This window comes from Lentilactobacillus fungorum, from assembly GCF_016860605.1.
GTDB classification, from domain to species: domain Bacteria; phylum Bacillota; class Bacilli; order Lactobacillales; family Lactobacillaceae; genus Lentilactobacillus; species Lentilactobacillus fungorum.
In genome coordinates, this window is record NZ_BNJR01000010.1 from 22,442 (window position 1) to 45,861 (window position 23,420).

Annotated in this window: 18 protein-coding genes; 11 read left to right on the forward strand and 7 right to left on the reverse strand. The window is 43.5% G+C overall.

All coding sequences use genetic code 11. From position 1 onward, the window contains the following. The first annotated feature begins 187 nt into the window (after positions 1 to 187). The 4 genes from adhE (at position 188) to YK48G_RS04495 (ending at position 5,911) form a co-directional block, all read left to right on the forward strand. A complete protein-coding gene (gene adhE, locus YK48G_RS04480) occupies positions 188 to 2,812 on the forward strand; it encodes a bifunctional acetaldehyde-CoA/alcohol dehydrogenase (RefSeq protein ID WP_203629528.1) in 2,625 nt (874 codons plus the stop codon). Positions 2,813 to 2,994: 182 nt separating this feature from the next. Next, positions 2,995 to 3,810 (forward strand): ATP-binding cassette domain-containing protein, encoded by an 816-nt coding sequence (locus YK48G_RS04485; RefSeq protein WP_203629529.1) that lies wholly within the window; start codon positions 2,995 to 2,997, stop codon positions 3,808 to 3,810. Beyond that, positions 3,800 to 4,672, forward strand: coding sequence for an ABC-2 transporter permease (locus tag YK48G_RS04490; RefSeq protein WP_203629530.1), 873 nt, complete (start codon positions 3,800 to 3,802; stop codon positions 4,670 to 4,672). The genes YK48G_RS04485 and YK48G_RS04490 overlap by 11 nt, the downstream gene beginning before the upstream one ends. Before the next feature lie 597 nt (positions 4,673 to 5,269). Then, entirely contained in the window at positions 5,270 to 5,911 is a 642-nt protein-coding gene (locus tag YK48G_RS04495; protein ID WP_203629531.1) for an HD domain-containing protein, read from the forward strand. Here YK48G_RS04495 and YK48G_RS04500 read toward each other — a convergent pair whose 3' ends face one another. Both YK48G_RS04500 and ybaK read right to left on the reverse strand, forming a co-directional pair. Beyond that, positions 5,912 to 6,646, reverse strand: coding sequence for a hypothetical protein (locus YK48G_RS04500; RefSeq protein WP_203629532.1), 735 nt, complete (start codon positions 6,644 to 6,646; stop codon positions 5,912 to 5,914). A gap of 6 nt (positions 6,647 to 6,652) precedes the next feature. Beyond that, on the reverse strand, positions 6,653 to 7,153 hold the full coding sequence (gene ybaK / locus YK48G_RS04505) for a Cys-tRNA(Pro) deacylase (RefSeq protein WP_203629533.1): 501 nt from the start codon (positions 7,151 to 7,153) through the stop codon (positions 6,653 to 6,655). A 124-nt stretch (positions 7,154 to 7,277) separates the two neighbouring features. On the opposite strand from ybaK, the gene YK48G_RS04510 reads away from it, so the two are divergent. The 4 genes from YK48G_RS04510 (at position 7,278) to YK48G_RS04525 (ending at position 12,835) form a co-directional block, all read left to right on the forward strand. Continuing rightward, on the forward strand, positions 7,278 to 8,009 hold the full coding sequence (locus YK48G_RS04510) for a GntR family transcriptional regulator (protein WP_203629534.1): 732 nt from the start codon (positions 7,278 to 7,280) through the stop codon (positions 8,007 to 8,009). Between the two features lie 376 nt (positions 8,010 to 8,385). Then, the gene (locus YK48G_RS04515) at positions 8,386 to 9,801 is read left to right on the forward strand and encodes an MFS transporter (protein WP_232365283.1); all 1,416 of its coding nucleotides are present in this window, start codon (positions 8,386 to 8,388) and stop codon (positions 9,799 to 9,801) included. A 247-nt stretch (positions 9,802 to 10,048) separates the two neighbouring features. After that, a complete protein-coding gene (locus YK48G_RS04520) occupies positions 10,049 to 12,436 on the forward strand; it encodes a phosphoketolase family protein (RefSeq protein WP_203629535.1) in 2,388 nt (795 codons plus the stop codon). Positions 12,437 to 12,598: 162 nt separating this feature from the next. Continuing rightward, positions 12,599 to 12,835, forward strand: a complete 237-nt coding sequence (locus YK48G_RS04525) for a hypothetical protein (RefSeq protein ID WP_203629536.1) — start codon at positions 12,599 to 12,601, stop codon at positions 12,833 to 12,835. A 79-nt stretch (positions 12,836 to 12,914) separates the two neighbouring features. On the opposite strand, the gene YK48G_RS04530 is transcribed toward YK48G_RS04525, so the two are convergent. The 4 genes from YK48G_RS04530 to YK48G_RS04545 form a co-directional block, all read right to left on the reverse strand. After that, positions 12,915 to 16,175, reverse strand: coding sequence for a S8 family serine peptidase (locus YK48G_RS04530; protein WP_203629537.1), 3,261 nt, complete (start codon positions 16,173 to 16,175; stop codon positions 12,915 to 12,917). Between the two features lie 436 nt (positions 16,176 to 16,611). Further along, positions 16,612 to 18,078 carry an amidase family protein gene (locus YK48G_RS04535; RefSeq protein ID WP_203629538.1) on the reverse strand — a complete coding sequence of 489 codons (1,467 nt, stop codon included), beginning with the start codon at positions 18,076 to 18,078 and terminating at the stop codon, positions 16,612 to 16,614. Between the two features lie 33 nt (positions 18,079 to 18,111). Next, a complete protein-coding gene (locus YK48G_RS04540; RefSeq protein WP_203629539.1) occupies positions 18,112 to 19,017 on the reverse strand; it encodes an RluA family pseudouridine synthase in 906 nt (301 codons plus the stop codon). Between the two features lie 186 nt (positions 19,018 to 19,203). Beyond that, positions 19,204 to 19,674: a universal stress protein gene (locus YK48G_RS04545; RefSeq protein WP_203629540.1), complete on the reverse strand. Its 471-nt coding sequence runs from the start codon at positions 19,672 to 19,674 to the stop codon at positions 19,204 to 19,206. 360 nt (positions 19,675 to 20,034) lie between these two features. Between YK48G_RS04545 and lplA the strand changes: the two genes are divergently transcribed. From lplA to YK48G_RS04560, 3 genes are all read left to right on the forward strand, one after another. Next, positions 20,035 to 21,048, forward strand: a complete 1,014-nt coding sequence (gene lplA, locus YK48G_RS04550) for a lipoate--protein ligase (protein WP_203629541.1) — start codon at positions 20,035 to 20,037, stop codon at positions 21,046 to 21,048. A 155-nt stretch (positions 21,049 to 21,203) separates the two neighbouring features. Then, positions 21,204 to 21,641: a hypothetical protein gene (locus tag YK48G_RS04555; protein ID WP_203629542.1), complete on the forward strand. Its 438-nt coding sequence runs from the start codon at positions 21,204 to 21,206 to the stop codon at positions 21,639 to 21,641. 10 nt (positions 21,642 to 21,651) lie between these two features. Then, positions 21,652 to 22,143: a hypothetical protein gene (locus YK48G_RS04560; protein WP_203629543.1), complete on the forward strand. Its 492-nt coding sequence runs from the start codon at positions 21,652 to 21,654 to the stop codon at positions 22,141 to 22,143. 284 nt (positions 22,144 to 22,427) lie between these two features. Here YK48G_RS04560 and YK48G_RS04565 read toward each other — a convergent pair whose 3' ends face one another. After that, positions 22,428 to 23,384, reverse strand: a complete 957-nt coding sequence (locus YK48G_RS04565) for an NADP-dependent oxidoreductase (RefSeq protein WP_203629544.1) — start codon at positions 23,382 to 23,384, stop codon at positions 22,428 to 22,430. Positions 23,385 to 23,420 lie beyond the last annotated feature (36 nt).

The window sequence follows — 23,420 nt, forward strand, 5'->3', positions numbered from 1 at the left end:
AATCGGTTTCATTTAAGGGAGAGCTTAGCTAGGAGCTCTCCTTTTAATTTACCTTGATACACCAATGATTCTACGCTTACTGAAACAATTGTGATTTTTTGAACGAAAAAGATTTACATTTTAAAAAAACGTGATATGATAATAATTGTGAAATTGATAACAAAGCTATTTTCATTGGAGGCAAGCAATGATTGAAAATAAAGTAGAAGAAAAAAAGCAAACAAAGCCAGTCGTTAAGACCGATGTTGATACCATGATTAATGGATTGGTTTCAAAAGCTCAAAAAGCACTTGAAGTGATGGATTCATTTGACCAGGCCAAAGTGGATCATATCACGCATCAAATGGTTATGGCTGGGCAGGATAAGCACATGGAATTAGCCCAAATGGCTTATGAAGAAACCGGCCGGGGCGTTGCTGAAGATAAGGCAATTAAGAACATGTATGCGACTGAAGAGATTTGGCACAGCATTCGTGATCACAAGACCGTGGGAGTCATTAAAGACGACGAAGAACGCCAATTGATCACGGTTGCTGAACCTTTGGGCGTGTTGGCCGGCATTACACCGGTTACCAATCCGACTTCAACGGCATTGTTTAAGTCAATTATCGCAATGAAGACGCGAAATCCAATTATCTTTAGTTTTCACCCACAAGCTTTGAAATCTTCAATTGCTGCCGCAAAGGTTGTTCGTGATGCTGCAATTGCGGCCGGCGCGCCAGAGGGTTGCATTCAGTGGATTACTGAACCAAGTATTGAAGCGACTAACAAATTAATTAATCACCCAGGAGTTGCCAGCACTTTAGCAACCGGCGGTCCAGGCATGGTTAAAGCCGCTTATTCAACTGGCAAGCCGGCTTTAGGCGTTGGTCCTGGTAACGGTCCGGTTTATATCGAAAAAACGGCAAACATTTTACGAGCAGTTAACGATTTGATTTTGTCAAAAACCTTTGATAACGGGATGATCTGTGCAACTGAAAACAGTGCGGTGATTGATACTGACATTTATGATCAAGTCAAAGAACAACTTGTTAAAAATGGGGTTTACTTTGTTCCTAAGCAGGAACAACAAAAGCTATCTGACACGATGTTTGATCCCAAGCGCGGAAGTGTCCGCGGCCCAATTCCTGGGAAATCTGCCAAGCATATTGCCAAGTTGGCTGGCATTAAAGTGCCTGACGACACGAAGGTGCTTGCTGTTGAAATTACTGGGATTGGCCCGAAGCAGCCTTTGTCAGCTGAAAAGCTTTGCCCCGTCATTAGTATTTATCGGGCGAAGACCCAAGCAGACGCATTTAACATTTGTGAACAATTACTCAATTTTGGCGGCTTAGGTCACACGGCTGGTATTCAGACGATGGATGACGATGTTGCGCTCAAGTTTGGGGTTAAGATGAAAGCAGCCCGGGTGCTGGTTAACACCCCAGGTGGCCTTGGCGGGCTTGGCAATCTTTATAACGAAATGACGCCATCATTGACCCTTGGAACTGGTTCGTGGGGAGCTAACTCAATTTCTCACAATGTAACTGATTACGACCTCTTAAATATTAAAACAATCGCAAAGAGACGAAATAATATGCAATGGATTAAGTTACCGCGGGTATACTTTGAAAAGACCTCAATTCGTTACCTCGACGATATGCCAGGTATCAACAAGGTATTCATCGTAACCACCCCGGGCATGGTTGAACATGGCTACGTCGACACCGTTTTGGATGAATTAAAACGACGACCAAATGAAATTGAATACTCATTATTCTCAGACGTTGAACCCGACCCAACCACTGATACAGTTGAAAAAGGTGTTCGCCAGATGCGGGCATTCAAGCCAGATACAATCATCGCCCTTGGTGGTGGTTCACCACTGGATGCCGCAAAGAACATGTGGTTATTCTACGAAGATCCCAACACCAGCTTCTTTGGCGCTAAGCAAAAGTTTATTGATATCAGAAAGCGGGCATACCGCTTCCAGAAGCCGCGCAAAGCTCAAATGATCGCCATTCCAACGACTTCCGGGACTGGTTCTGAAGTGACGCCATTTGCCGTTATTACTGACTCTAAGACCCATGTTAAGTACCCATTGGCTGACTATGCCTTGACCCCAGATGTTGCGATCGTGGATCCGCAATTTGTTGAGACCGTTCCAAAGGGGACTGTTGCCGCTTCTGGATTGGACACACTTTGCCACGGAATTGAATCGTTTGTTTCAACGATGGCCTCTGATTATACGCGACCATTGTCATTACAAGCAATCAAGCTGGTATTTGACAACTTGACCAAGTCGTACAATGGCGACACTCACGCCCGTGAAGAAATGCACAATGCAGCTACTTTAGCCGGGATGGCCTTTGGAAATGCCTTCTTAGGAATTACTCATTCAGTTGCTCACAAACTGGGCGGCGAATTTGGCATCACCCACGGGATTGCCATTGCGATCACCGTACCGCACGTCATTCGGTTCAATGCTAAGTTACCTGAAAAAATTGCCGCATGGCCTAAGTATGAGTACTTCCGAGCTAACAAAGACTATGCAGAAATTGCCCGATACATTGGTATCCAAGGCAAAAATGATGATGAATTGATCGAAGGATTGGTTCAGAAGTTCATCGAATTAGCCCATTCAGTTGGCGTTACGTTGAGCTTGAAGGCTCAAGGCGTTGACAAGGCTAAGTTCGATGCTGCTTTAGACCGATTAGCAACCTTGGCCTATGAAGATCAATGCACGACTGCTAACCCAAAGGAACCGTTGATCGCCGACCTGAAGCAGATTATGATTGATGATTATGAAGGTAAAGGCGTGGAAACAAAATAGCATCTTTATAAGAATTGGATAGTGTTTGAAGGTTAACCAAATGAGGAGAGATGATGCAGTTCTGGCATTGTCTCTCCTCATTTGGCTTGGACAGAAAATTAAATGGCTGAGTGATAAACGTGAATTATATAGTTATAATGTATTTGTATACTTTTACAGCCAAATCAGAGAGAAGGGTTATCGTGAAAGTTGAGGTTAGAAATGTCAGTAAGCGAAACCGGATTGTTAGGTTGTCATTTAGCTTAAATTCTGGAGATCGAATCGCGTTAATCGGCCCTAATGGTTCTGGTAAGTCAACGTTACTGCAAATCATCATGGGAATTTTACCGCCAGATCAAGGAAAAGTTATTCGCAATCAAGCTCGTCTTGGCGCTGTTTTTCAAAATAATATCTTAGACGAAACCCTTAGTATTCTCCAAAATTTACGTTTTAGAGCAAGAAGCAATGCGGAGCTGGAAGCCGCCAAACGACTACTTGATCAATTTCAAATTCAAAACCTCAAGCAATTATATGGTGCATTATCGGGCGGCCAAAAGCGAATTGTTAATTTCGTCAGAACAACGATGTTGAGGCCAAACGTCTTGTTGTTGGATGAGTTATCAGCAGGAATGGATATTGATATTAAAAATGAGGCTTGGCAGCAAGTCCAACACTTGATGAGTGATGGGCCAACTGTGGGAATGATCTATACAACTCATGATTTGGGAGAACTGATCTATGCCAATAAGGTGTTGTTTATTCAAGATGGACAAGAAAAGTATTTCGGTTCTGTGGACCAATTTGTCAGTCAAATGCCGAGGTACAAATTAGTGGTCTATGGAAATCCCCAAAATGAGGAACGGGATATTGTGCAGACAACTAAGTTATTTGACAATTCAAGTGAAGTGGTTGCTTATTTAGCGGGTCACGAGCAATTAAAGCAACGAGATTTTGAAGTTAAGCACACGTCATTTGACGATCTCTTTAAAAATATTGAGGCGACTCACAATGAAAACTAAATTTATTAGGAGAACTCTGGCGATTTATCGCCGTGATAAAATGGCCATCTTTTTCTCGTTTTTGGCACTATTAATTACCTTGTTAATTTACGTCTTTTTTCTCAGAGATAATATTTTACTAGCAATGCCAAAGGGGATTCATGCAAAGAAATATGTTGATCTTTGGATGATTGCTGGGTTGATTTCAATTGTTGGGATTTCAGCGTCCCTGGCACCGTTTGAACAACGAATCAAAGATAACTTGGATCATAAGCAAGATGATTTTATCGTTAATAATCAAATGACAAAGTGGTCAATGTCAGTCTCATATTTAATTGCAGCCATTATTGAAGCTTCATTGTCAACGTTGGCGTTTATCGTAATTGCTTATGCTTATCTGTATGTTCAAGCAAAGTCGTTGTTAAGTGTGAAGATGTTCGTCCAGACCATTGGTTACGCGTTTTTGTTAGTGCTATTTGGTTGTCTGTTTTTTGCTTGTATTACTAATTTAGTCAACTCAATTTCGGTGTTTTCGTCATTATCAGCGATTGTTGGTGCCCTGACTGGCTTTTTCTCCGGTTCTTATATCATTTTTGGTGAGTTACCAAGTTTCATGCAAAAACTGGTTGTGAAGTGGCCGGGATATGAAATTGCGGGGTTGATTCGAAATATTATGGTTAAAAACGTCGCGATTCCGAGTGCTTATAAACCTAAGTTAAATAAAGGGCTAGGCATTTTGACTGATGCCAAGTCCGCGGCGTTTGTGCTGATTATCTGGATTCTGATTTTGCTGGTGTTGTTGCTTGTTGAAGCAGTGATGAGCAATCGAAACAGCCGGATTAAAAAGTTGGAACGCGGGTCAGGACTTTCAAATAATAATTGAGGCCCTTGGAAGTGATTCTAAACTAGGGCTTTAATTTCAATTGGTTCTGTTTCAAGGCTTTTTCACATCATTTTTCGACGATTATCATCTTTTTTACGATATTTATAGTTCCCCAATTTAAAATCTATAATGCTGTTAGAAGAAAAAGTAAACCGGGTAATGGAACCCTACTTGATGTTGTAAATCAATGTAATCATATGTAACTGTGATACTCAAGAAGGTGAGAGCAGTCATGATGCAGCGCTGACATTCGATTATGATGCTCGTGCATGCTTGTGTGAAGGTGATCATTCACCAAACACGATTTTATATAAAGGTAATTCGATTAAAATCTCCAGTTAGACTTTTAATGGAATTGCCTTTATTAAGTGGGTTCAAAACGACATACGACATATAGTGAAATAGGTCGTATGTCAATTTAACTTTTCTACCATACAATATTGTGTTGGTCATTCAGGTGGCAAACCACCTTTCAGCACGAATGAAACAAATTTCATGGGATGAAAAGATTTTTCGTTATCATAGCTCATTCATCTTCCCAGCGATCAGATGGACTATAATGGAAAAAACAACCCAAAACCAAAAGGAGCCTTCCCCATGATTCCCGGATTACGTCAAATCAGAGACTTTGTTCAACATGAACTTGCTTATGAAACCACCGGTCACGACTACACGCACATTGAACGGGTCGTTCGTCTGGCCCAATTGATTTTAAAAACTGAACCGGCCGACGAGCAACTGGTGCTAACGGCTGCGTATTTGCATGATGTGGCCGATGATAAGGTAACGACCAATCCAGCGGCCAAACGAAAAGCCATCACCGCCAAGCTAAAAGAAGTCGGCCATGATGACGCATTTATCAAACAAGTTTTTGAAATTATCGATAACATGTCTTATAGCGCTAATCTTAAACGACACCACCAACTTTCGATTGAAGGCCAAATTGTCCAAGATGCCGATCGGCTAGATGCAATCGGCGCGATTGGCATTGCCCGGACGTTTTATTTTGGCGGCCATTTTGGTGAGATCATGTATAATCCTCGGATGATGCCCCGTAAAAATATGGATAAATCCGAATACCGCAAGCGAGGCACGGTGATTAACCATTTTTACGAAAAGCTGCTAAAGCTTAAGGACCAATTGAATACGGAAACGGCCAAAGAAATTGCCGCCCACCGGCAACAAGTTATGCTCGATTTTTTAAGCGAATTTGTGGACGAGTGGAATGGTTTGAAATGATTATCTAATTCGAAACAGTAGGTTGACGATTATCGAAATAAGAATATTAAATAAAGAGATAACAACCAGCACGCTGATTACTTGTTTTAGCCAATTAAAAAATCCTAACTGGAATGGCAGCAGCGACATCACGATGGCAATTAAGACTAACCAAAAAGCTGCTTGCCAAACCCCTTGTTCGGCGTTTTGAAAGTCTGAGCGGCTTAGATCAAAGCCACCGATACAAATATTAGCAGCGATGATTATGAAGAGTAAAGCCGACCCCCAATGATTGACTGGTAAGCTGAGCGACCCAAGCGATGCCGTCCCGGTAATGGTATGCGTGATCGTTTGATAAATTTCTGGAAGCAATAGGCGACAGCTAAATAGGATTGCGAGGCAGCAGCCAAAGATGGGAGCAACGCCGATAAAGAGATTCCCCATATTTTGATAAAGGCTGTTTTGCCGCCAAGTGTGATGAACGTATCCCAAGGTGGGCGCTTCTGCTGACGGAAACTTAATTAAACGCCAGCCGTCAATTTTGTGGCCGAAAATAATGGCGGCAACTAAATGACTGGTTTCGTGAATCATGATGCCCAGAAAGCCAAAGTATAGCTGGCCGTTAATGCCAAAGGTTGTGGCGATCTGGCGCTTGGTATTTCGATTAATCAGGGAAAGCAAAATGATAAAAAGAAATGGTACTCCGATCACTAATCCGAGTACCAAACCGATATTGATTAAAATGGTTGTGAGCATTGGCGATCATTCCTTTATGTCAGCGAATTGGCCATTCACCAGATCGACTAGTTGTTGAGCGTCAACTTTGACAGAGCGGCCAATTTGACCGGATGAAACGATAATTTGGCCCATTTCCTTAGCCTCTTGGTCGATATAGATGGGGTAGTGAAACTTCTCCCAAATACCAATCGGCGTGTTGGCCCCATGCTGGTAACCGGTCGTTTTTAACAGGTCCTTTAACGGCACCATGTTAACCTTTTTGTTACCAGAAACTTTGGCGAGCTTTTTTTCATCCAAGTGTTCATCCACTGGGACAACCCCGACGACTGGGCCGGTCTTTTTGCCTTCGAGGACAAGGGTTTTAAAAATCTGGTGCTCGTCTTGGTCAACGTGATCGACACTGATTTGGGCAACGTCACCTTCTTGATGAGTTGGAAACTCTAGTTGTTCAAACGGAATGTGATGTTTATCAAGAATTTGTTCAACGAGCGTTTTGTGAACTTTTTTGTTTTTCTTTTTTGCCATTTTTCCGACACCTCACAAGTTATTTTAGCACATCGCAAAAACGAATTCTGTCTGAACAGAAACAAAATATCTGTTATACTCTAGAGATAATAGATCAATTGGACGATTTAATTAAGGAGCAGCAATGACTGATTTAGTGTATCGCAACATCATGAAAGATTTGAAGAACCGTATCCAGGCTAACGAATTTGTGTCTAAGCGCTTACCGGATGAACGAAGTCTAAGTGAATCTTATGGTGTTAGCAGAAGCTCAGTAAAGCGGGCGTTGAACGTCCTAGCAAATCAAGGAATCATTTTTAAAAAGCGCGGCTCGGGCACGTTTATTAACCCACTATATCAAAAAAACCAGACGATCTTTCAGTATGAAGGGTCTAACTTAGGCGTGACGGATAGCTTTAAAAGCGATGGTCAAGTCCCTAAAATTAAATTATTGGATTTCAAGGTCATCCCAGCAAGTGACGAGCTGCAAACGGAACTTTTTTTGAATCCAGGAGAATTTGTTTATCAGATTAAGCGATTGCGGTCGTTTGATGATAATCCTTTTATGATTGAATTAGGGTACATCCCGATTCGCGTGGCTCCGGAGCTTAATGCTGAGCGGGTTGAAGGATCGATTTTTAATTACTTTGAGGATGCAACGGGCAAATCGGTTACGAAGTCATTCATGACAATTACGGCTGACCCTTCGACAAAAGAAGACCAAAAGCTGTTGGGGTTAAAACCCGTCGAACCGGTTGGTGTGATGGAAGGCATCTTCTTCTTAGATGATGGCACGCCATTTGAAGTTTCCAATATGCGGATTCATTATAAATATTTGAACTACAATACGTTTGTGAGTTTGGATGAAAATGGCTAGCGTGTAGGCATCAGACACTTAGAGTGCGCATAGTAGTGCTTCTTAAGTCAATTCCCAGTTTCCGAATTTATATGCCGGTTTTTGCTTGTCCGAACCTGATTTGTTTTGAAAGCCAACTGATTAACCCAAATTAGCCAAGCCCCCCATCCCTAAAATGACAAATTTAGGGACAGGAGGCTTGGCTGTTTATATATCAAGCGCGTTTCGTTGGCTATCGAGCGAAACCACATTTTTAGAGTTTAGGTAACTGTTCGAATCGATTTTGCAAAGCGCTGAATTAGGTGAATTCAAATCAATCTTTCCCCACTTGGTTAAAAAGCGATTATTCTAGACATAGCTATAGAAAGAAAATCCTAATAATAGGGGATGACGACAAGTGGATAACCAACTAAAGAATAACCGTTGGGGCGTTTTTACTGCCGTTGTGTTACTTTCGTTTATGTCGACTTTAACTAGCAGTATTGTGAACATTGCGTTGCCGGTGATGGCTCATTCGCTTAGTATTTCAACGGCGCGAATTAACTGGGTTGCGTCCAGTTATCTAATTGTCACTTGTATGTTATTGCTGCCGTTTGGTAAACTAGGAGATCTTTATGGGAAAGTTAAGCTATTTAAATGGGGGACGCTGATTTTTACGCTGGCGTCATTATTGTGCGGTGTCAACTTAGGATTTGGTTGGATTTTGTTGATGCGCGCGATCCAGGCAATCGGCGCTAGTATGACTTTAAGCACCAATGCTGGCATTATCACCGAGACGTTCCCTAAGGCCGAACGGGGGTTGGCCTTGGGCAGCTTTGGCTCAGTCGTTGCCTTCGGTGGCATCGCCGGCCCTGGTTTAGGCGGCTTGATTTTGGCTTATTTGCCATGGAATTATATATTTTGGGTGAACGTACCGGTAGGACTGGTGGCGATTATCTTAGGCCAGCTGGTTTTATCAGCGGATAAGCCAATTGAAAAACGGCCGCTGGATTGGCCGGGGATGCTTAGTTTGATTATGACGGCTGGAAGTCTGTTTGTTGGGTTAGTGTTAGGCCAAGAGATGGGCTTCACTAATCCGATTTTTGTCAGCTTAGGCTTTTTAACGGTTCTGTCAATGATTGGACTTATCAGTATAGAAAGACGAATGGATAATCCGGTTTTTGATTTTCGACTATTTCATAACCCTGATTTTTCGTTTGGGTTATTGGCAACGGTCATCGTTTACGGGATTAATTTTGCCGTCAATATTATTGAACCGCTGTATCTGGAAGCAAACCGGGGTGTCAGGACAGACCTAGCCGGTTTGATTTTGATTAGCTTTCCAATCATTCAAATTGTGATATCGCCATTTGCTGGCTGGCTTAGCGATCGATTAGGCTCTCATATGATTGCTGGCGTCTCGCTAGTAACGCTACTGATTGGCCAGCTTGGCCTGGCAACGGTCTCTTCTTCAACCTCGTTAGTAGTTTTATGTGGTTGGCTTGGAATAGTTGGTCTAGGAAACGGCCTATTTCAAGCGCCGACAAATGTGTTGGTCATGAATGCGGTTGGCCAAAATCAATTAGGGGTGGCCAGTGGTTTATTAGGATTTGCCAGAAACACCGGGATGACCTTTGGAGCGATTTTTGCCAACATACTCCTGTTTAGTGGCATTAGCAGCTATCTTGGCCAGACAACTCGTAATTATCCCAATCATCACCCGGCGGCATTCATTTTTGGCATGCGGCTCACTTTTTTGACCACTGCCGCTGTTTTAGCAGGGCTTTTAATCATTCAATTAGTGAATCGGCGACGACAAGAACTAATGAGGTAATGATTTCGAAAATTTTGTTACAAAACATTAATAATGGTGGACGAAAGATTTATAACCGTTCATAATGGCTAATAAGTATAGGAGTTTGGGACATTTAATATTGGACCGTATCAATTTGTAAAAAGGTTGACTTTTTGCAAATATCGTTTAGTATTAGTGATGTAAATTGATGAGACGAAAGTCTGTCAATTTCTCGAACATTCTATACAGAAGCTTTGTTGTTAAATCGAAGAAGGAGTGTTAATTAATGACAGTAGATTACGATTCCAAAGAATATTTGGAACTTGTTGATAAGTACTGGCGTGCCGCAAACTACATTTCCGTAGGCCAATTGTTCTTGCGCGACAATCCATTGCTTAAGCGACCTCTTGAGTCCAAGGACGTTAAGGTTAAGCCAATTGGACACTGGGGAACTATCGTATCACAAAACTTGATTTATGCAGAATTGAATCGTGTGATTAACAAATACGATTTGAACATGTTCTACATTGAAGGATCAGGTCATGGTGGCCAAGTAATGGTTTCTAACTCATACCTTGACGGTAGTTATTCAGATATCTATCCAAACATCAGCCAAGATGAAAAAGGTATGGCTAAGTTGTTCAAGCAATTCTCATTCCCAGGTGGCGTTGCTTCTCATGCTGCACCAGAAACACCAGGTTCAATCCACGAAGGTGGCGAACTTGGCTACTCACTTTCACATGGTACCGGTGCAATCTTAGACAACCCAGATGTAATCGCTGCTGTTGAAATTGGTGATGGCGAATCAGAAACTGGCCCATTGGCTGCATCATGGTTCTCTGACAAGTTCATCAACCCAATTACTGACGGTGCTGTTCTTCCGATTATTAACATGAACGGCTTCAAGATTTCTAACCCAACCATTCTTTCACGGATGAGTGACGAAGACTTAACAAGTTACTTCAAAGGAATGGGCTGGGATCCATACTTCGTTGAAGCTACGGCTGACACAGATCATGCTAAGGTTGAAGCAGACTTTGCTAAGACACTTGATCATGTCATTGAAGAAATTAAGTCAATTCAAAAGAATGCCCGTGAAAACGAGACACCTGATAACGTTAAGTTACCTAACTGGCCAATGATTATCTTCCGTTCACCTAAAGGCTGGACTGGTCCTAAGAAGGATCTTGATGGCAACCCAATCGAAGGTTCATTCCGTGCTCACCAAGTTCCAATTCCTGTTGCCGCAGGTTCAATGGAACATAAAGACTTATTAATTGACTGGTTGAAGTCATACAAGCCAGAAGAATTGTTTGACGAAAACGGCACATTGAAGCCAGAAATTCGTGAACTTGCTCCTAAGGGTGACAAGCGGATGTCCGTCAACCCAATCACTAACGGTGGTATCAAGCCAGAACCATTGAAGCTCCCTGATGTACGCGACTTCGAAGTTAAATTCGATCGTGGTGTTACTCAGAAGCAAGATATGATTGAATGGTCAAACTGGTTGGAAAAGGTTGCCGAACTTAACCCTACCAGCTTCCGTGGCTTCGGTCCTGACGAAACTAAGTCAAACCGTCTTTACAGCTTACTTGATGACTCTAAGCGTCAATGGATGGAAGATATTCACGAACCATATGATGAAGATCTTTCAAACCACGGCCGAGTAATCGACTCACAACTTTCAGAACACCAAGCAGAAGGTTGGCTTGAAGGTTATGTCTTGACTGGTCGTCATGGCTTCTTTGCTACTTACGAATCATTTGGTCGAGTAGTTGACTCAATGTTGACTCAACACTTCAAGTGGTTACGTAAAGCTTCAGAACAATACTGGAGAAAGCAATATCCTTCATTGAACTTTGTTGATACATCAACCGTATTCCAGCAAGATCACAATGGTTATACCCACCAAGATCCAGGTATGCTCACTCACTTAGCTGAGAAGAAGCCTGAATTCATCCGTGAGTATTTGCCAGCTGATGCTAACGAATTGTTAGCTGTTGGTGATTCTGCATTCAGAACTTACGAAAAGATTAACTTAATCGTTACTTCAAAGCACCCACGTCGTCAATGGTATACCATGGATGAAGCTCAAAACCTTGTTAAGAATGGTCTTGGCTACATCGATTGGGCATCAACTGACCAGGGTCAAGAACCAGATGTTGTCTTTGCTGCCGCAGGTTCAGAACCTAACTTGGAAGCATTGGCTGCCATCTCAATCTTGAACAAAGAATTCCCAGAAATGAAGATTCGTTACATCAACGTGGTTGATTTATTGAAGCTTCGTTCACCTAAGGTTGACCCTCGTGGCTTGAGTGATGAAGAATTTGACAACTTGTTTACGACTGACAAGCCAGTTATCTTCGCATTCCACGGCTTCGAAGGCTTGATCAAGGACATCTTCTTTGATCGTCACAACCATAACTTGCACGTTCATGGCTACCGTGAAAATGGTGACATTACCACACCATTTGACATGCGCGTCTTGAACCAATTGGATCGTTTCGACTTAGCTAAGGAAGCTGTTCAAGATATTCCAGCTTACTCAGTTAAGGGCAGTTACTTCATCCAACGTATGAACGACACGATTGATAAGCACAATGCTTACATTCGTCAAGAAGGTACTGATCTTCCAGAAGTTGTTAACTGGAAGTGGGAAGGCCTTAAGAAGTAATTTAGATTAATTATCAATGATTAATCAAGAGGGACCGCAAAATTCGTTTGGATTTTGCGGTCTTTTTTTGAACTAAAATGGTTCGGTTCCTGAAGCGTCTTTAGTACAATCTAGCTGAAATTCAATTATAATAAAGTCATCTAAAAGGAGGATTATTTAATCATGGAAATCTCACAAACTGATTTTGATATATTGGATGCCATTCAAACTGGCCGGGTTGGCTCTGGTACCTTGATCAACCACTTTGTTGACTACTGTGACAATGCGATTGGCGGCCATCCCCAGCCGCTCATTGATGCCGGTTTGATTAAAAGTGATGGCAAAACGGTTGATGGCTTGACCGACGCTGGGCTGGCCGCTTGGAAAGCTTATAAGGCTCAGCATGAGTCAGATGATTAGCAAATAAAAATAGTTATTAAATAATCAAAATAGGGATTCAAACACTGGCAATGGCTTGGCGTTTGAATCCTTATTTTGATTAATTTGTCTTAAAAACGCGAAATACTTTGGTGACGTGATTGCCAGCTTGGTCAGTGGCCACCACGGTAAAGTAATTGGCCCCTGGCTGCAAGTTATCGGTCTGGCTGAAATGATGCGCTTCATGAGGATTGGCGATGGTTTGCGATGGCAGGGGGTTAAACCCGGCGTTATTTTGTTCATGAAAAAGATTGTTACCGTTGATATCAAGCCAATACCCGTCGACATTATCATCCACTGTCCCGCTTAGTGTAAACTGGCGCTGGTTGGTGGTCACATCGTAGGTGCCGGTTTGATGGTTCAAAGTAGCTTGGTCATCTTGATCAAGTTTGAGCGTCGGTAGGGTTGTGTCAGTGATGACTTCTAAAGTACCCCGATATGAATAAGTCTTGTGTTTGATTGTTTGTTTAAAAAGGTAGCCAATCCCGCGTTGACTGGGCGAATGGAGGGGGAGCTTAAACTGGAAGTTGCCATTTCGAGTGAGGTGAACGCGGTTTTTGGCGCTGGCTTCGTTTGGGTTAGCTAAAATGATTAACTTTGAGTGTGCCTGCTTTACTTGACCATCAATTTGCAGTGTGTGATTGGTAGCATTATACGCAGGGTTGTCGGCGTTAATGATAGAAAGGCTGTTATCGTTTAGATGTTTAAAATGAATCCCTGGGGTCTTCGTAAACCGGGTCGTCAAAGCATAAGGTTCCCTGCTTTGCATCGCAGGCAGATCCCGCGTTTCTTGCCGCCACAGGCTTTTAGAACCGGATTGCGTCGAGACTGGCAGATTTTGATTGATAGTTGGTTTCACTTTAAACGTTCGACTAATGGTGTTATCGGCTGCGTCAGCTAAAGCCAGTTGAAGCCGGCCGCCTTGTTTGGCCAGTGATTGACGTTGCTTTTGAGGCAAACGAAAACGGATGACCCCCCAATTGTCCTGGCCTGAACTTTTCAGGCCAATGCCAATGGTGCTGCCGTGGTTGATCGTTAACCGCATAGCAGACAAGCGGCCAAAACCAACGCCCCTATCAGCATAGTGGGCAGCTAGAATACCGTTTTGATAGCTGATTTTTGAAATTGTTGGGGCAACTGTATCGACTTTTACCGGCAAATTAAAGGTTTGAACTTGATGTTGCCCGGAATTGAAGTTGGTTGTTTTAATTTGATACGTATAGCGGCCGTCGGCTACCGGGTGCATTTTGCCGAATGATTGCTGATAAACGGTCCCATTCCAAGCAAATTTTTTAGGCGCTAACCGCATGGAAGCAGAAAGGGTTAGATCATTATTATAAGCATTGCCGTTTTCATGAAATGATTTAGTGGTGTTAGTTTCTTGATCCACGATACGAATAACGTGGCCAGCGGGATTTAAGATTTGAACTTTAACGTTGGCCAAATTTTGCTTGGCAAAAATGTAGGGGGTAATTGCGTCTGCTTGACCATCGCCATTGGGAGAAAAAGCAACCTTTTTGGGGGCGATCTTAGCTGCCAACTTATCCCAAACAGCTGGATGGGCGTTGACGTAACTGGCTAATGAAACCCGGTCGGAGAGGCCAAGTGGCGTGTTGTGATCGTCCAGTAGATAACCGCCAAAAAAATGGCTGCCGGATTGGTTAGCCGGCTTATCGATAACTTGTTCAGTGGTGGGGTCGCCATAGTAGCCATAGTAAGGAATTCTTAACGTTTGGCTGGCATTGGCGGTGTTGTTGAAAGCAATGTAACCTTCAACCTGACGATTAGAAGGGGTCAAATCAGCAATATTCAGGTTAAAATTGATTACTTTGCTTTGGTTAGGATCAATCTCGATGGTATCAGTTGAAGCTTTTAAACTAGCGCCAATTAACGGCGTGTCATGGACAATGCCGATGCCAGTCGGTTTCAATTCACGAGTTTCGGTGGCGGGCGTGCCGGGGTCAATGGTGTAAGTTTGCGGAGTGTTGCCATAATTGGTTACCTTAATTGCAAAATTGGTGTTTGTGCCAATTGAGTGGAGCGACACGGATCCTTGACCTGAGTTGGCATCCGTCGCTGAACCGGTCAAATTAAGCGAATGGGCAACATTAATCTGGCCAGCGCCTTGATGCCGTGGTGAAACGATTTCGCCTGGATAATCAGAATCAGCCATTGGTTGGGCCGCGTTCATTAATGCCGCCGTGACGGCAGCTACTAGTGGCCTACCGTGGAGATTGGGCTGGGTTCGAGTCAATTTTTGCATCACAAGGGCAGCCGCGCCGGCAACATATGGGGATGCCATTGAAGTGCCACTATCAGAGGTTAACGTATTATGCTGCCAAGTAGAAATAATGTTTTCGCCTGGGGCATTGATGTCAGGTTTGAGATCAAATTGCGGGGTTGGTCCCCAACCAGAAATGGGATCCATCGCGCTTTTGGCCCCTAAAGCTGTATTCTCATCACCGACAGCAATTGCATCGGCGGAAACGGCTGGATTGCTAGTGGTGCCAGTATTAATTGGCTCATAAGTTGTTTGGTTAGAGTTAGCATCTTCATTATTATCAGCTAAGATGCTGCCTGCGTGGCCAAAGTTACTTGTGGCAGCCGTCACGACGACACCGTGATCAACTGCGTAATGAATGGCGGCTTGTTCTTGATCGACGATTGATTGATTACCAACGAGAATTCCCAAAGACAAGTTAATGACATTCGCACCTAAGGCGACAGCGTCATAGATTGCCTGGGAAACATCACTGGGAAATTCGTCAGCAAAACCGCCAAAGACTTTCATATTTAGAAGCTGGGCTTGAGGTGCGACACCTTTAACGTATTGAGCGTTAGTTTGTGAGGCAGATCCGTTTGCGGCAATAATTCCGGCCACGTGTTCACCGTGAAAGGAAGATTGGGCATCCGGGTTAGTGTGATGATTGTCGTGATTGACATAATCGTAGGTAAATGGAATCTTGGCACTGACATACCGGCCATAGCCGTGCTCGGCAATAAAGCGATTGACGGTGGCACGAGTAATTTTGGCGGCTGCTGGGTTGCTTAAAGTGAGGTCTCGATGGGGTTGGATGCCACTATCGATGACGGCGACGACCATTCCTTGACCTTGATAACCTTGCTGCCAAGCTGCAGAAACGTTTCCTTTAGTTAAGGAAGCTTGGTTTGCCAAGGAAGCGTCGGTCGGCGTAGCGGCTGCAAACGTGGTTGATGCTGTTGGCATTTTTAATGGTGAATAAACCCCAACAACCCCCAGGCCGCAAAAGATGGTTAATACGGTGATTAGCCGTCGAAATATTAATCTTGGTTGAATGTCCATGAGTGCCTCCTAAGAAAGTGAGCGGAGCAAAGCGGTTAGAAGCTGGAGCCTAAGCCATCTTGGCTGAAAATCCCGGGCTTGGATTTTTGGCCGAGATGGCTTAGGTGCAAGCTTCTGCTTTGCGCAACTGTCCTAAAATAGAGTGAGCGGAGCCAGGCGCTTAGAAATCGGAGTATAAGTCTCCTCTAACAGAAATCCCCGGGTTTGGGATTTTTGTTAGAGGTGCTTATACGGAGATTTCTGCCTGGCGTAGCTGTCCTAAAATGAGCGGAGTCAAGCGACTAGAAACCGAAGGTAAGTTTCCTTGCCGGAATTTCCTAGAGGTGACATTTTTGGCAAAGGTGCTTACGCACAGATCCCTGCTTTGCATAACTGACCCAAAATGAATAAATGCCCCAGCCCACTACTTTGACCAACTTGTCTAAAAAAACAATCGTTATTGCTTCAATTGAAACTTATGGTGGTCCTCAAAGAATTTGCCCATTTGAAGCAATAAATCTTCACGGCCCTTTCGGGAAATTAACTGAATTCCAAGTGGGAGGCCGTTTTTACCGACGTGTGTGGGTAAACTGATCGCGGGTTGACCGGAAATATTAGCCAACTGAGTAAATGGCGATAAAGTGAGTGCCGGCAGCCACTGATCCCAAATAATCTGAAGTTGGTCGGCTGGATCGTATGCTTCAATGTTTTTCAGCTTAGCCAGGTTGTCATCCGAAACCAGCTGTGTATCAATTCTGGGAGCTTGATGGGCAGTTGTTGGGGTTAAGTATAAATCAAAGGCTTGCTGAAATTCGTCCATATCACTTGCAACGGTGTCCCAAAAGCTCAGTGTTTGACTATATTGAACGGCCGTCACTGAACGACCGGTTACGGCTAGCGCCCAAGTTAGTGGCTCAACGTGATCTTTGATGGTTTGGTCTGATAAGTGCATGTTGGCAAATAGGGTGGCAGTTTCTGCGGCATTCATGACGTAATAACTCTTCATCAAGCCAATACCGTCAATCGGGGCATCTGCGGCCTCAACATTAAAGCCGGCATCTTCAAGAAATTGAGCGGCTTCTAAAACGGCTTGCTCAGCTTCTTCGGAGACGGGGGTGCCAACCGGTGATCTGGTCGAATAAGCAATTGTGAGATCTTGAGGGAGTTTGTTTAATGACGTCAAAAAGCTCTCCGATGGCTTAGGCACTTGAAAGGGGGCAGCCATTTGAACAGTTGTCAGTGCATCAAGTAAATTAGCTGTGTCTGAAATATGTCGGGTAATTGCAAAGTTGATTGAAGCGCCTTGCCACCCGCGCCACTCGATTGGGCCGGCGGGAACTCGCCCCCTGGTTGGCTTAAGGCCAATTGCACCGGAAAATGATGATGGAATTCTAATGGAGCCGCCACCATCATTGCCAGCAGCAATCGGCAGCCAATTATCGCCAACGGCAGCCGCTGAACCGCCTGAAGAGCCACCGGGTTGAAAATCAAGATTCCATGGATTATGCGCATTGCCATATAATTTTGAATCCGTGACGTTTTTGAAACCAAATTCTGGTGCGTTAGTCTCACCAACCGGAATTAGACCAGCATTTAATAAGCCCTTAACAAAATTATTTGTCAAGGTCGCTTTGTGCTCTGCCAATAGTTGCGAGCTGCCAGTGTCGAGTTCGTCTTTGAATGATTGGCCAAGCCCCTTTAGCAGAATTGGCACGCCGGCAAACTTTTGGTCAGCATGATGAAATTGGTCGGCCATCTTAAGTGCCCGTTCTGGCCAAGTGCTAATGACAGCGTTTAGCTGGGGATTTCGATCGTTAATTGTTTCAATTAACTCATTAACCAATTCTTTGCGGTCAATTTTACCAGCTCGAATCATTTTGGATAATTCGGTTGCAGAATAAGTAGATAATAATTTATCGGCCATAGGAATCTCCTTTCAAAGTACGAGGGTTATCACTCATAGTTGGTTTTGAAAATCAATGAAATGTTTTGGCAACGGTGCGGTGATTGTCTTGACTGTTTTTGAAAATGGCAGTAACAGTTGAACCTGCCATGAATGTAGTAATAAGAAATCGCTTGCACCACCTGAATTATACAGCGGATCGCCAACCAAGGGGTGACCAAGCGCTTTAAAATGGACCCGGATTTGGTGAGTCCGCCCAGTTTCTAGTTGAATCTTTAATAACGAATAGTTCCCTTTTTGGGTGATAACTTGATAATGGGTGACAGCCGGCACGCTATTTTGGCCGTTAACTTGGCGTTTACGTTTATCTTTTGGATCATGTCCAATTGGCAGCGAGATGGTGCCTTGGGTTGGCAGGCTGGTTCCCTGCACCCATGCCAAGTAGGTTCGCTTGATTTGCTTTTCGCGAATGTTGGCAACTAAGATTGGGACTACGACGGGATTTTTAGCAAAAATAATTGCCCCGCTAGTTTGCTGGTCAAGGCGATGAATCATATATGGAACAGTTCTTTTAGGCGCTAAGTATGCGGCTAGATGATTGATGGTCGCCCCGACTTCACCGGGTTGGTTAGGATGGGTTTTATCGCCGCATCGTTTATTAGTGACTAGCAGATCTGAGTCTTCGTATAAAATCATTACGTTGGCTGCTGAATCAGGTTTAACCTGGGGGAAAGGATGAGCAAAATCACTGGGCAAAAAGGTCATTTCGACATGGTCGTAGGCATTGACGGTAAAGTTGACCGGTTGATAACGACCGTTAACTAGGACCCGCCGAGCACGGCGGATGCTAAAAATGAGGTGGCGGGGTAATTGCCAGTAGTCTTTCATAAGTGATTTGAGCGAGTGCCGATCCATCCTTGGCGGCACGATTTCATGGTATTGCCATTGAGTAGGTTGCATGCGGTTATCCTCTTTAATGAAGTCGTTGAAACAAGCGGCTGTTAACAGCTAAACCAACCACTTTTGCTTATAGGGGTGGTCGTTGAGCTTAACAGCATTGTTGATGACTGTTTCTTTGTAGGCGATTAACGATGACGATACAAAAGCTGGGACAACTATCGCTGTCCCAGCTCATTAATCACGCTTTTATTTGGTTGGCTTATTAGGCTTTTTTGAACGAACAATTAAGACATCGCACTTAGCAGTTCGCGTAACGTAACTGGTAACGGAGCCAATAATTAACCGTTCGACGGCACTTAAACCAGTCGATCCCATGACAATGACGTCGGTGTCATGGTCATTTGGAAATTCACGAGCGATAATTGGCTTTGGATTTCCGAAGCGAATATGAATATTGACGTCCTTAACGCCAGCATCTTCAGCTTCTTGTTGCATTTCCTTTAGTTTGTTTTCGGTATTTTCAGTCAATTTGAAAACAACGTCACCACTTACAGCACTCCCATAAGTCTGATTAAACTGGTTGACCTCTAAGATATTTAAAATATCTAAATGGGCGTCGTTGGTTTTGGCAACTTCGATTGCTCGCTGCAATACGTGCTCAGTGACAGCCGAACCGTCAACAGGTACTAGGACGTTTTGGTAGTTTTGTTCTTGCATGTTATCACCCCGTCATCGTTTTACATCTACTTAAACTATAACATTCTCCGGCTAAAATGTAAGCAAAAAAATGAGTGGGGGCAAGCGATTAGAAATCGGTATTATCTTATTAATAATGAAGTGTTCGGTGTATATAAACTGAAACAGTTCTCGGTGACCAATGGGTGGTTAGGTTATTTTGTGAAGTTATCAAGCAGTTTTCTCAAATTTAGTGGGGGTGTAACGCTAATTGGTAATTATCGTGGGGCATTGCCAACTTAAAATTGAAAAAATTGGAGTGCCCCTTTCTTGTGATTGTAATCGCTTACCTTTGGTGCTAACATTCTTTGTGAGTTAAAAAATGAAAAGAGGGTTTTGAATATGTATTATTATGTCATGAAATCAAATGATATTCGCCGTAACCTGGCGACCGAACAATACCTGATGAATGAAATTCAATTCGACGAACCGCTATTATTATTTTATATCGAAGGACCATGTATTATCGTTGGCCGTAACCAAAATACGCTTGAAGAAATTAATAAAAAGTACGTTGACGAGCACGGCATTGTGGTTACCCGACGTCTATCGGGGGGCGGTGCGGTTTACCAAGACCTTGGTAACCTCTGCTTTAGCTTTGTGGTTGACAGTGACAGTGAAGAATTTGGCGACTTTAAATCATTTGTCCAGCCAATTGTTGATGCCCTGCACGACATGGGGGCAACTTCAGCAGAAGTCAGCGGTCGAAATGACATTTTAGTCGACGGCAAGAAATTCTCTGGCAATGCAATGTACACCAAAAATGGCAAGACGTTCTCCCACGGAACGTTAATGTTGGACGTGGACCTTTCAGTTATTCCAAAGGCTTTGGACGTCCCAGAAGATAAGATTAAGTCAAAGGGGATTAAATCCGTTCGTTCTCGAGTTACGAATTTAAAGCCTTATTTAGCGCCGAAGTATCAAAATCTCACTACCCCGGAATTCCGGGATCGACTGTTAAAAGAGCTGTTCCATGTGGATGATCTTGATCAGATTAAAGATAAGGCGTATCAGCTAACTGAAGCGGATCAAGATGGGATTGATAAGATTTTTGATGATTATTATAACAACTGGAATTGGGTCTATGGCAATTCACCTGAATTTACCGTAAAGAAACGTCAACACTTTACAAATGGCACAATCGACGCGCGGCTCCAAGTTGAGGATGGCAAGATTGAAAACGTTAAATTTTACGGTGACTTTTTTGGCCCGAAAGATGCCGGTGAAGTGGCCGACCAGCTAAAAGGCGTTCGCTTTGAACGCCAAGATGTCGCTAACGTCCTAAAAGATATTGACACTAACCAGTACTTTACGGGAATCGCCAAGGACGATATTTTGGCAATGCTATTTGATTAGCAAACTCACTATTGCTTTTCGAAAAGATTCATTAGATTGATGAACTTAACTTTCCTAACTTAACTAAATAAGTTAAACTAAGACTGAAGGTAAAAGGATAAAATTCACAACTGAATTTATCCTTTTTTTCTTGAAAGCATAGGATAGGGGATTAGATGAAAGCAGAAGAGAAAAAAGTTGTCTGGTGGGCGGTTGTATCTTTAGGGATGTTTTTAGTGATGAACTGGCTAATGGTTTTGCCGGTTATGAAATTACATGCGACGATTAAGCTGTCAGAAGCGTTCCAAGTGACTTATATTGCGATTGCCTTTTATGCGGCAACCCTCATTTTGGCCATCCTAAAAGTTAAGGTCAGCTATTATTTGTTGGCAGCCGTGGTTGCGATCTACACAGTTGGCTTTGTGGGCATGGCAAACGTGATGATGACCAATAGCAGTGCAAACGTGATTATTCGCGTACTGATGGTCGCAATTGCGACTGTGGGCATTACTGTTAATCTATATTGGTTTATGCTGGCCTACCGGATGCGGGTTGTTTTACAAAAGGGCCATCGAGAAAAACAGGCTGAAAAATTAAAAGATCTAAAAAAGTAGGTGCAATTAAATGCAAAGAGATGTAGCAAGCTTTATCGAAGACGTGACTAACGAAAAGATTCCTGGAAAATCGATTTCTCAAAAATTGGCAGCAATTCTTGCTGATCCAGGGGCCGCCATGCAGCCGGTTTATGCATTTGTTGAGGAACAACTTAATTTAGGAAAGCTCGGGTATGGTGAACTTCAGGTGAGTGATGTCGATGCGACGATTCGATTGGAAACCAACTTGATTAACTTACCATTACAAGAACCGGCCAGGATTTCTAAAATGATTTCTGATCAAGATGAGCTGGCAGTGAACGTTTATTTGGTTATCACGTCGCCACTGGTGAACCAATCCGGGTTACGAATTGATGAAGTTGCCAGTGCCGGGGACTTTATTGGGCACGTTGATGATTATTCGAAGACGATGAATGATTGGGTGGTTGAGAAGCTCACGGCCGTCCAAGCGAATTTGGCGGAAACAGCAAAGAAAAAACCTAAAGATAAGTCTAAGAAATAGTTGATGTTAACAATAAATTGTGGCATACTGTTCTTGTGCGATGAGTCGAGAGATCACGCAGCATTTGCTGTTCGCGCAAGCGACTAGGTGATATTTTGAGCGGGACACAATTTAAGCACGGATTTGTGGTGCCTGACTTCGATGGATTGTGGAGTCTAAGAAGTCCATTCATAGCAATATGAGTGCCGCATAAGGGCCAGCTGATTTTTCAGCTGGCCCTTTTTTATGAAGTCATAAAAGAAGTTTTAGTAAATAACGCTTCATCCGATCCGTTGATTGTATCGTTAGACATTTAGGATTAACTTACCCACGACGTGTCCGGTTTCACTCAATTGATGCAGCTCACGGACATTGGCTACTGTGAAGGATAGCTGCTTAGCCAATGGCACTTTAAGTTTGCCAGCGCCTAATTGGGCACTGAGTTGAGAGATGATTTCGTGGGCTGGGGCGGCATTCATCTTTTCAAAATAGACATGAGCCTGTTTGCTTAACTCAGCTGTTTGCGGCAACGTTTCGACAATCGAGATGATCCGGCCGCTCGGCTTAGTGACTTTAAATGCAGCTAATTGATTTTGCCCACCGAGCGTATCGAACACTAAATCAACAGGATTAACTTCTTTGGTGAAGTCAGCGGCCGTGTAGTCGACGACTTGATCAGCACCTAATTTGGTAACAAAGTCAATGTTCTTTGTGCTGGTTGTCGTGATTACGTGAGCGCCGGCATTTTTAGCCAGCTGGATTGCCAGCGAACCGACACCGCCGGAACCAGCCAAAATCAGCACGGTTTGGCCACTTTTAAGCTGACCGGCGTTGAAAAGCGCTTCCCAAGCGGTGGTCCCGGCAAGCGACAGGCCAGCTGCTTCTTGAAAGGAAACGGTAATCGGTTTATGAGTCAGTTGATCGGCATCGATGGCGTAAAACTCAGCGTAAGTCCCGCGATTGCTGGGAGTCCCGTACCCCATAACTGCATCACCGGGTTTAAAGCCAGTGACTTCAGCACCCACTTCCGAAACCACGCCAGCCATTTCCTGGCCAAGAATAATCGGAAATTTAAACGGGTATCGTTGTTGACGCAGGCCGCTGCGAGTCTTCCAATCAATTGGATTGACGCCTACGCTGACAACTTTAACTAACACTTGGTTGGCCTTAATCGATGGCAATGGTAGCGTTTGGGCAACTAGTTTGGATGCGTCGCCGTATTCATTAATAACAATTGCTTTCATTTTGTTTGGTTTAGTCATTCAATCACCTCGAAATCATTATAACCGTGAATAAGC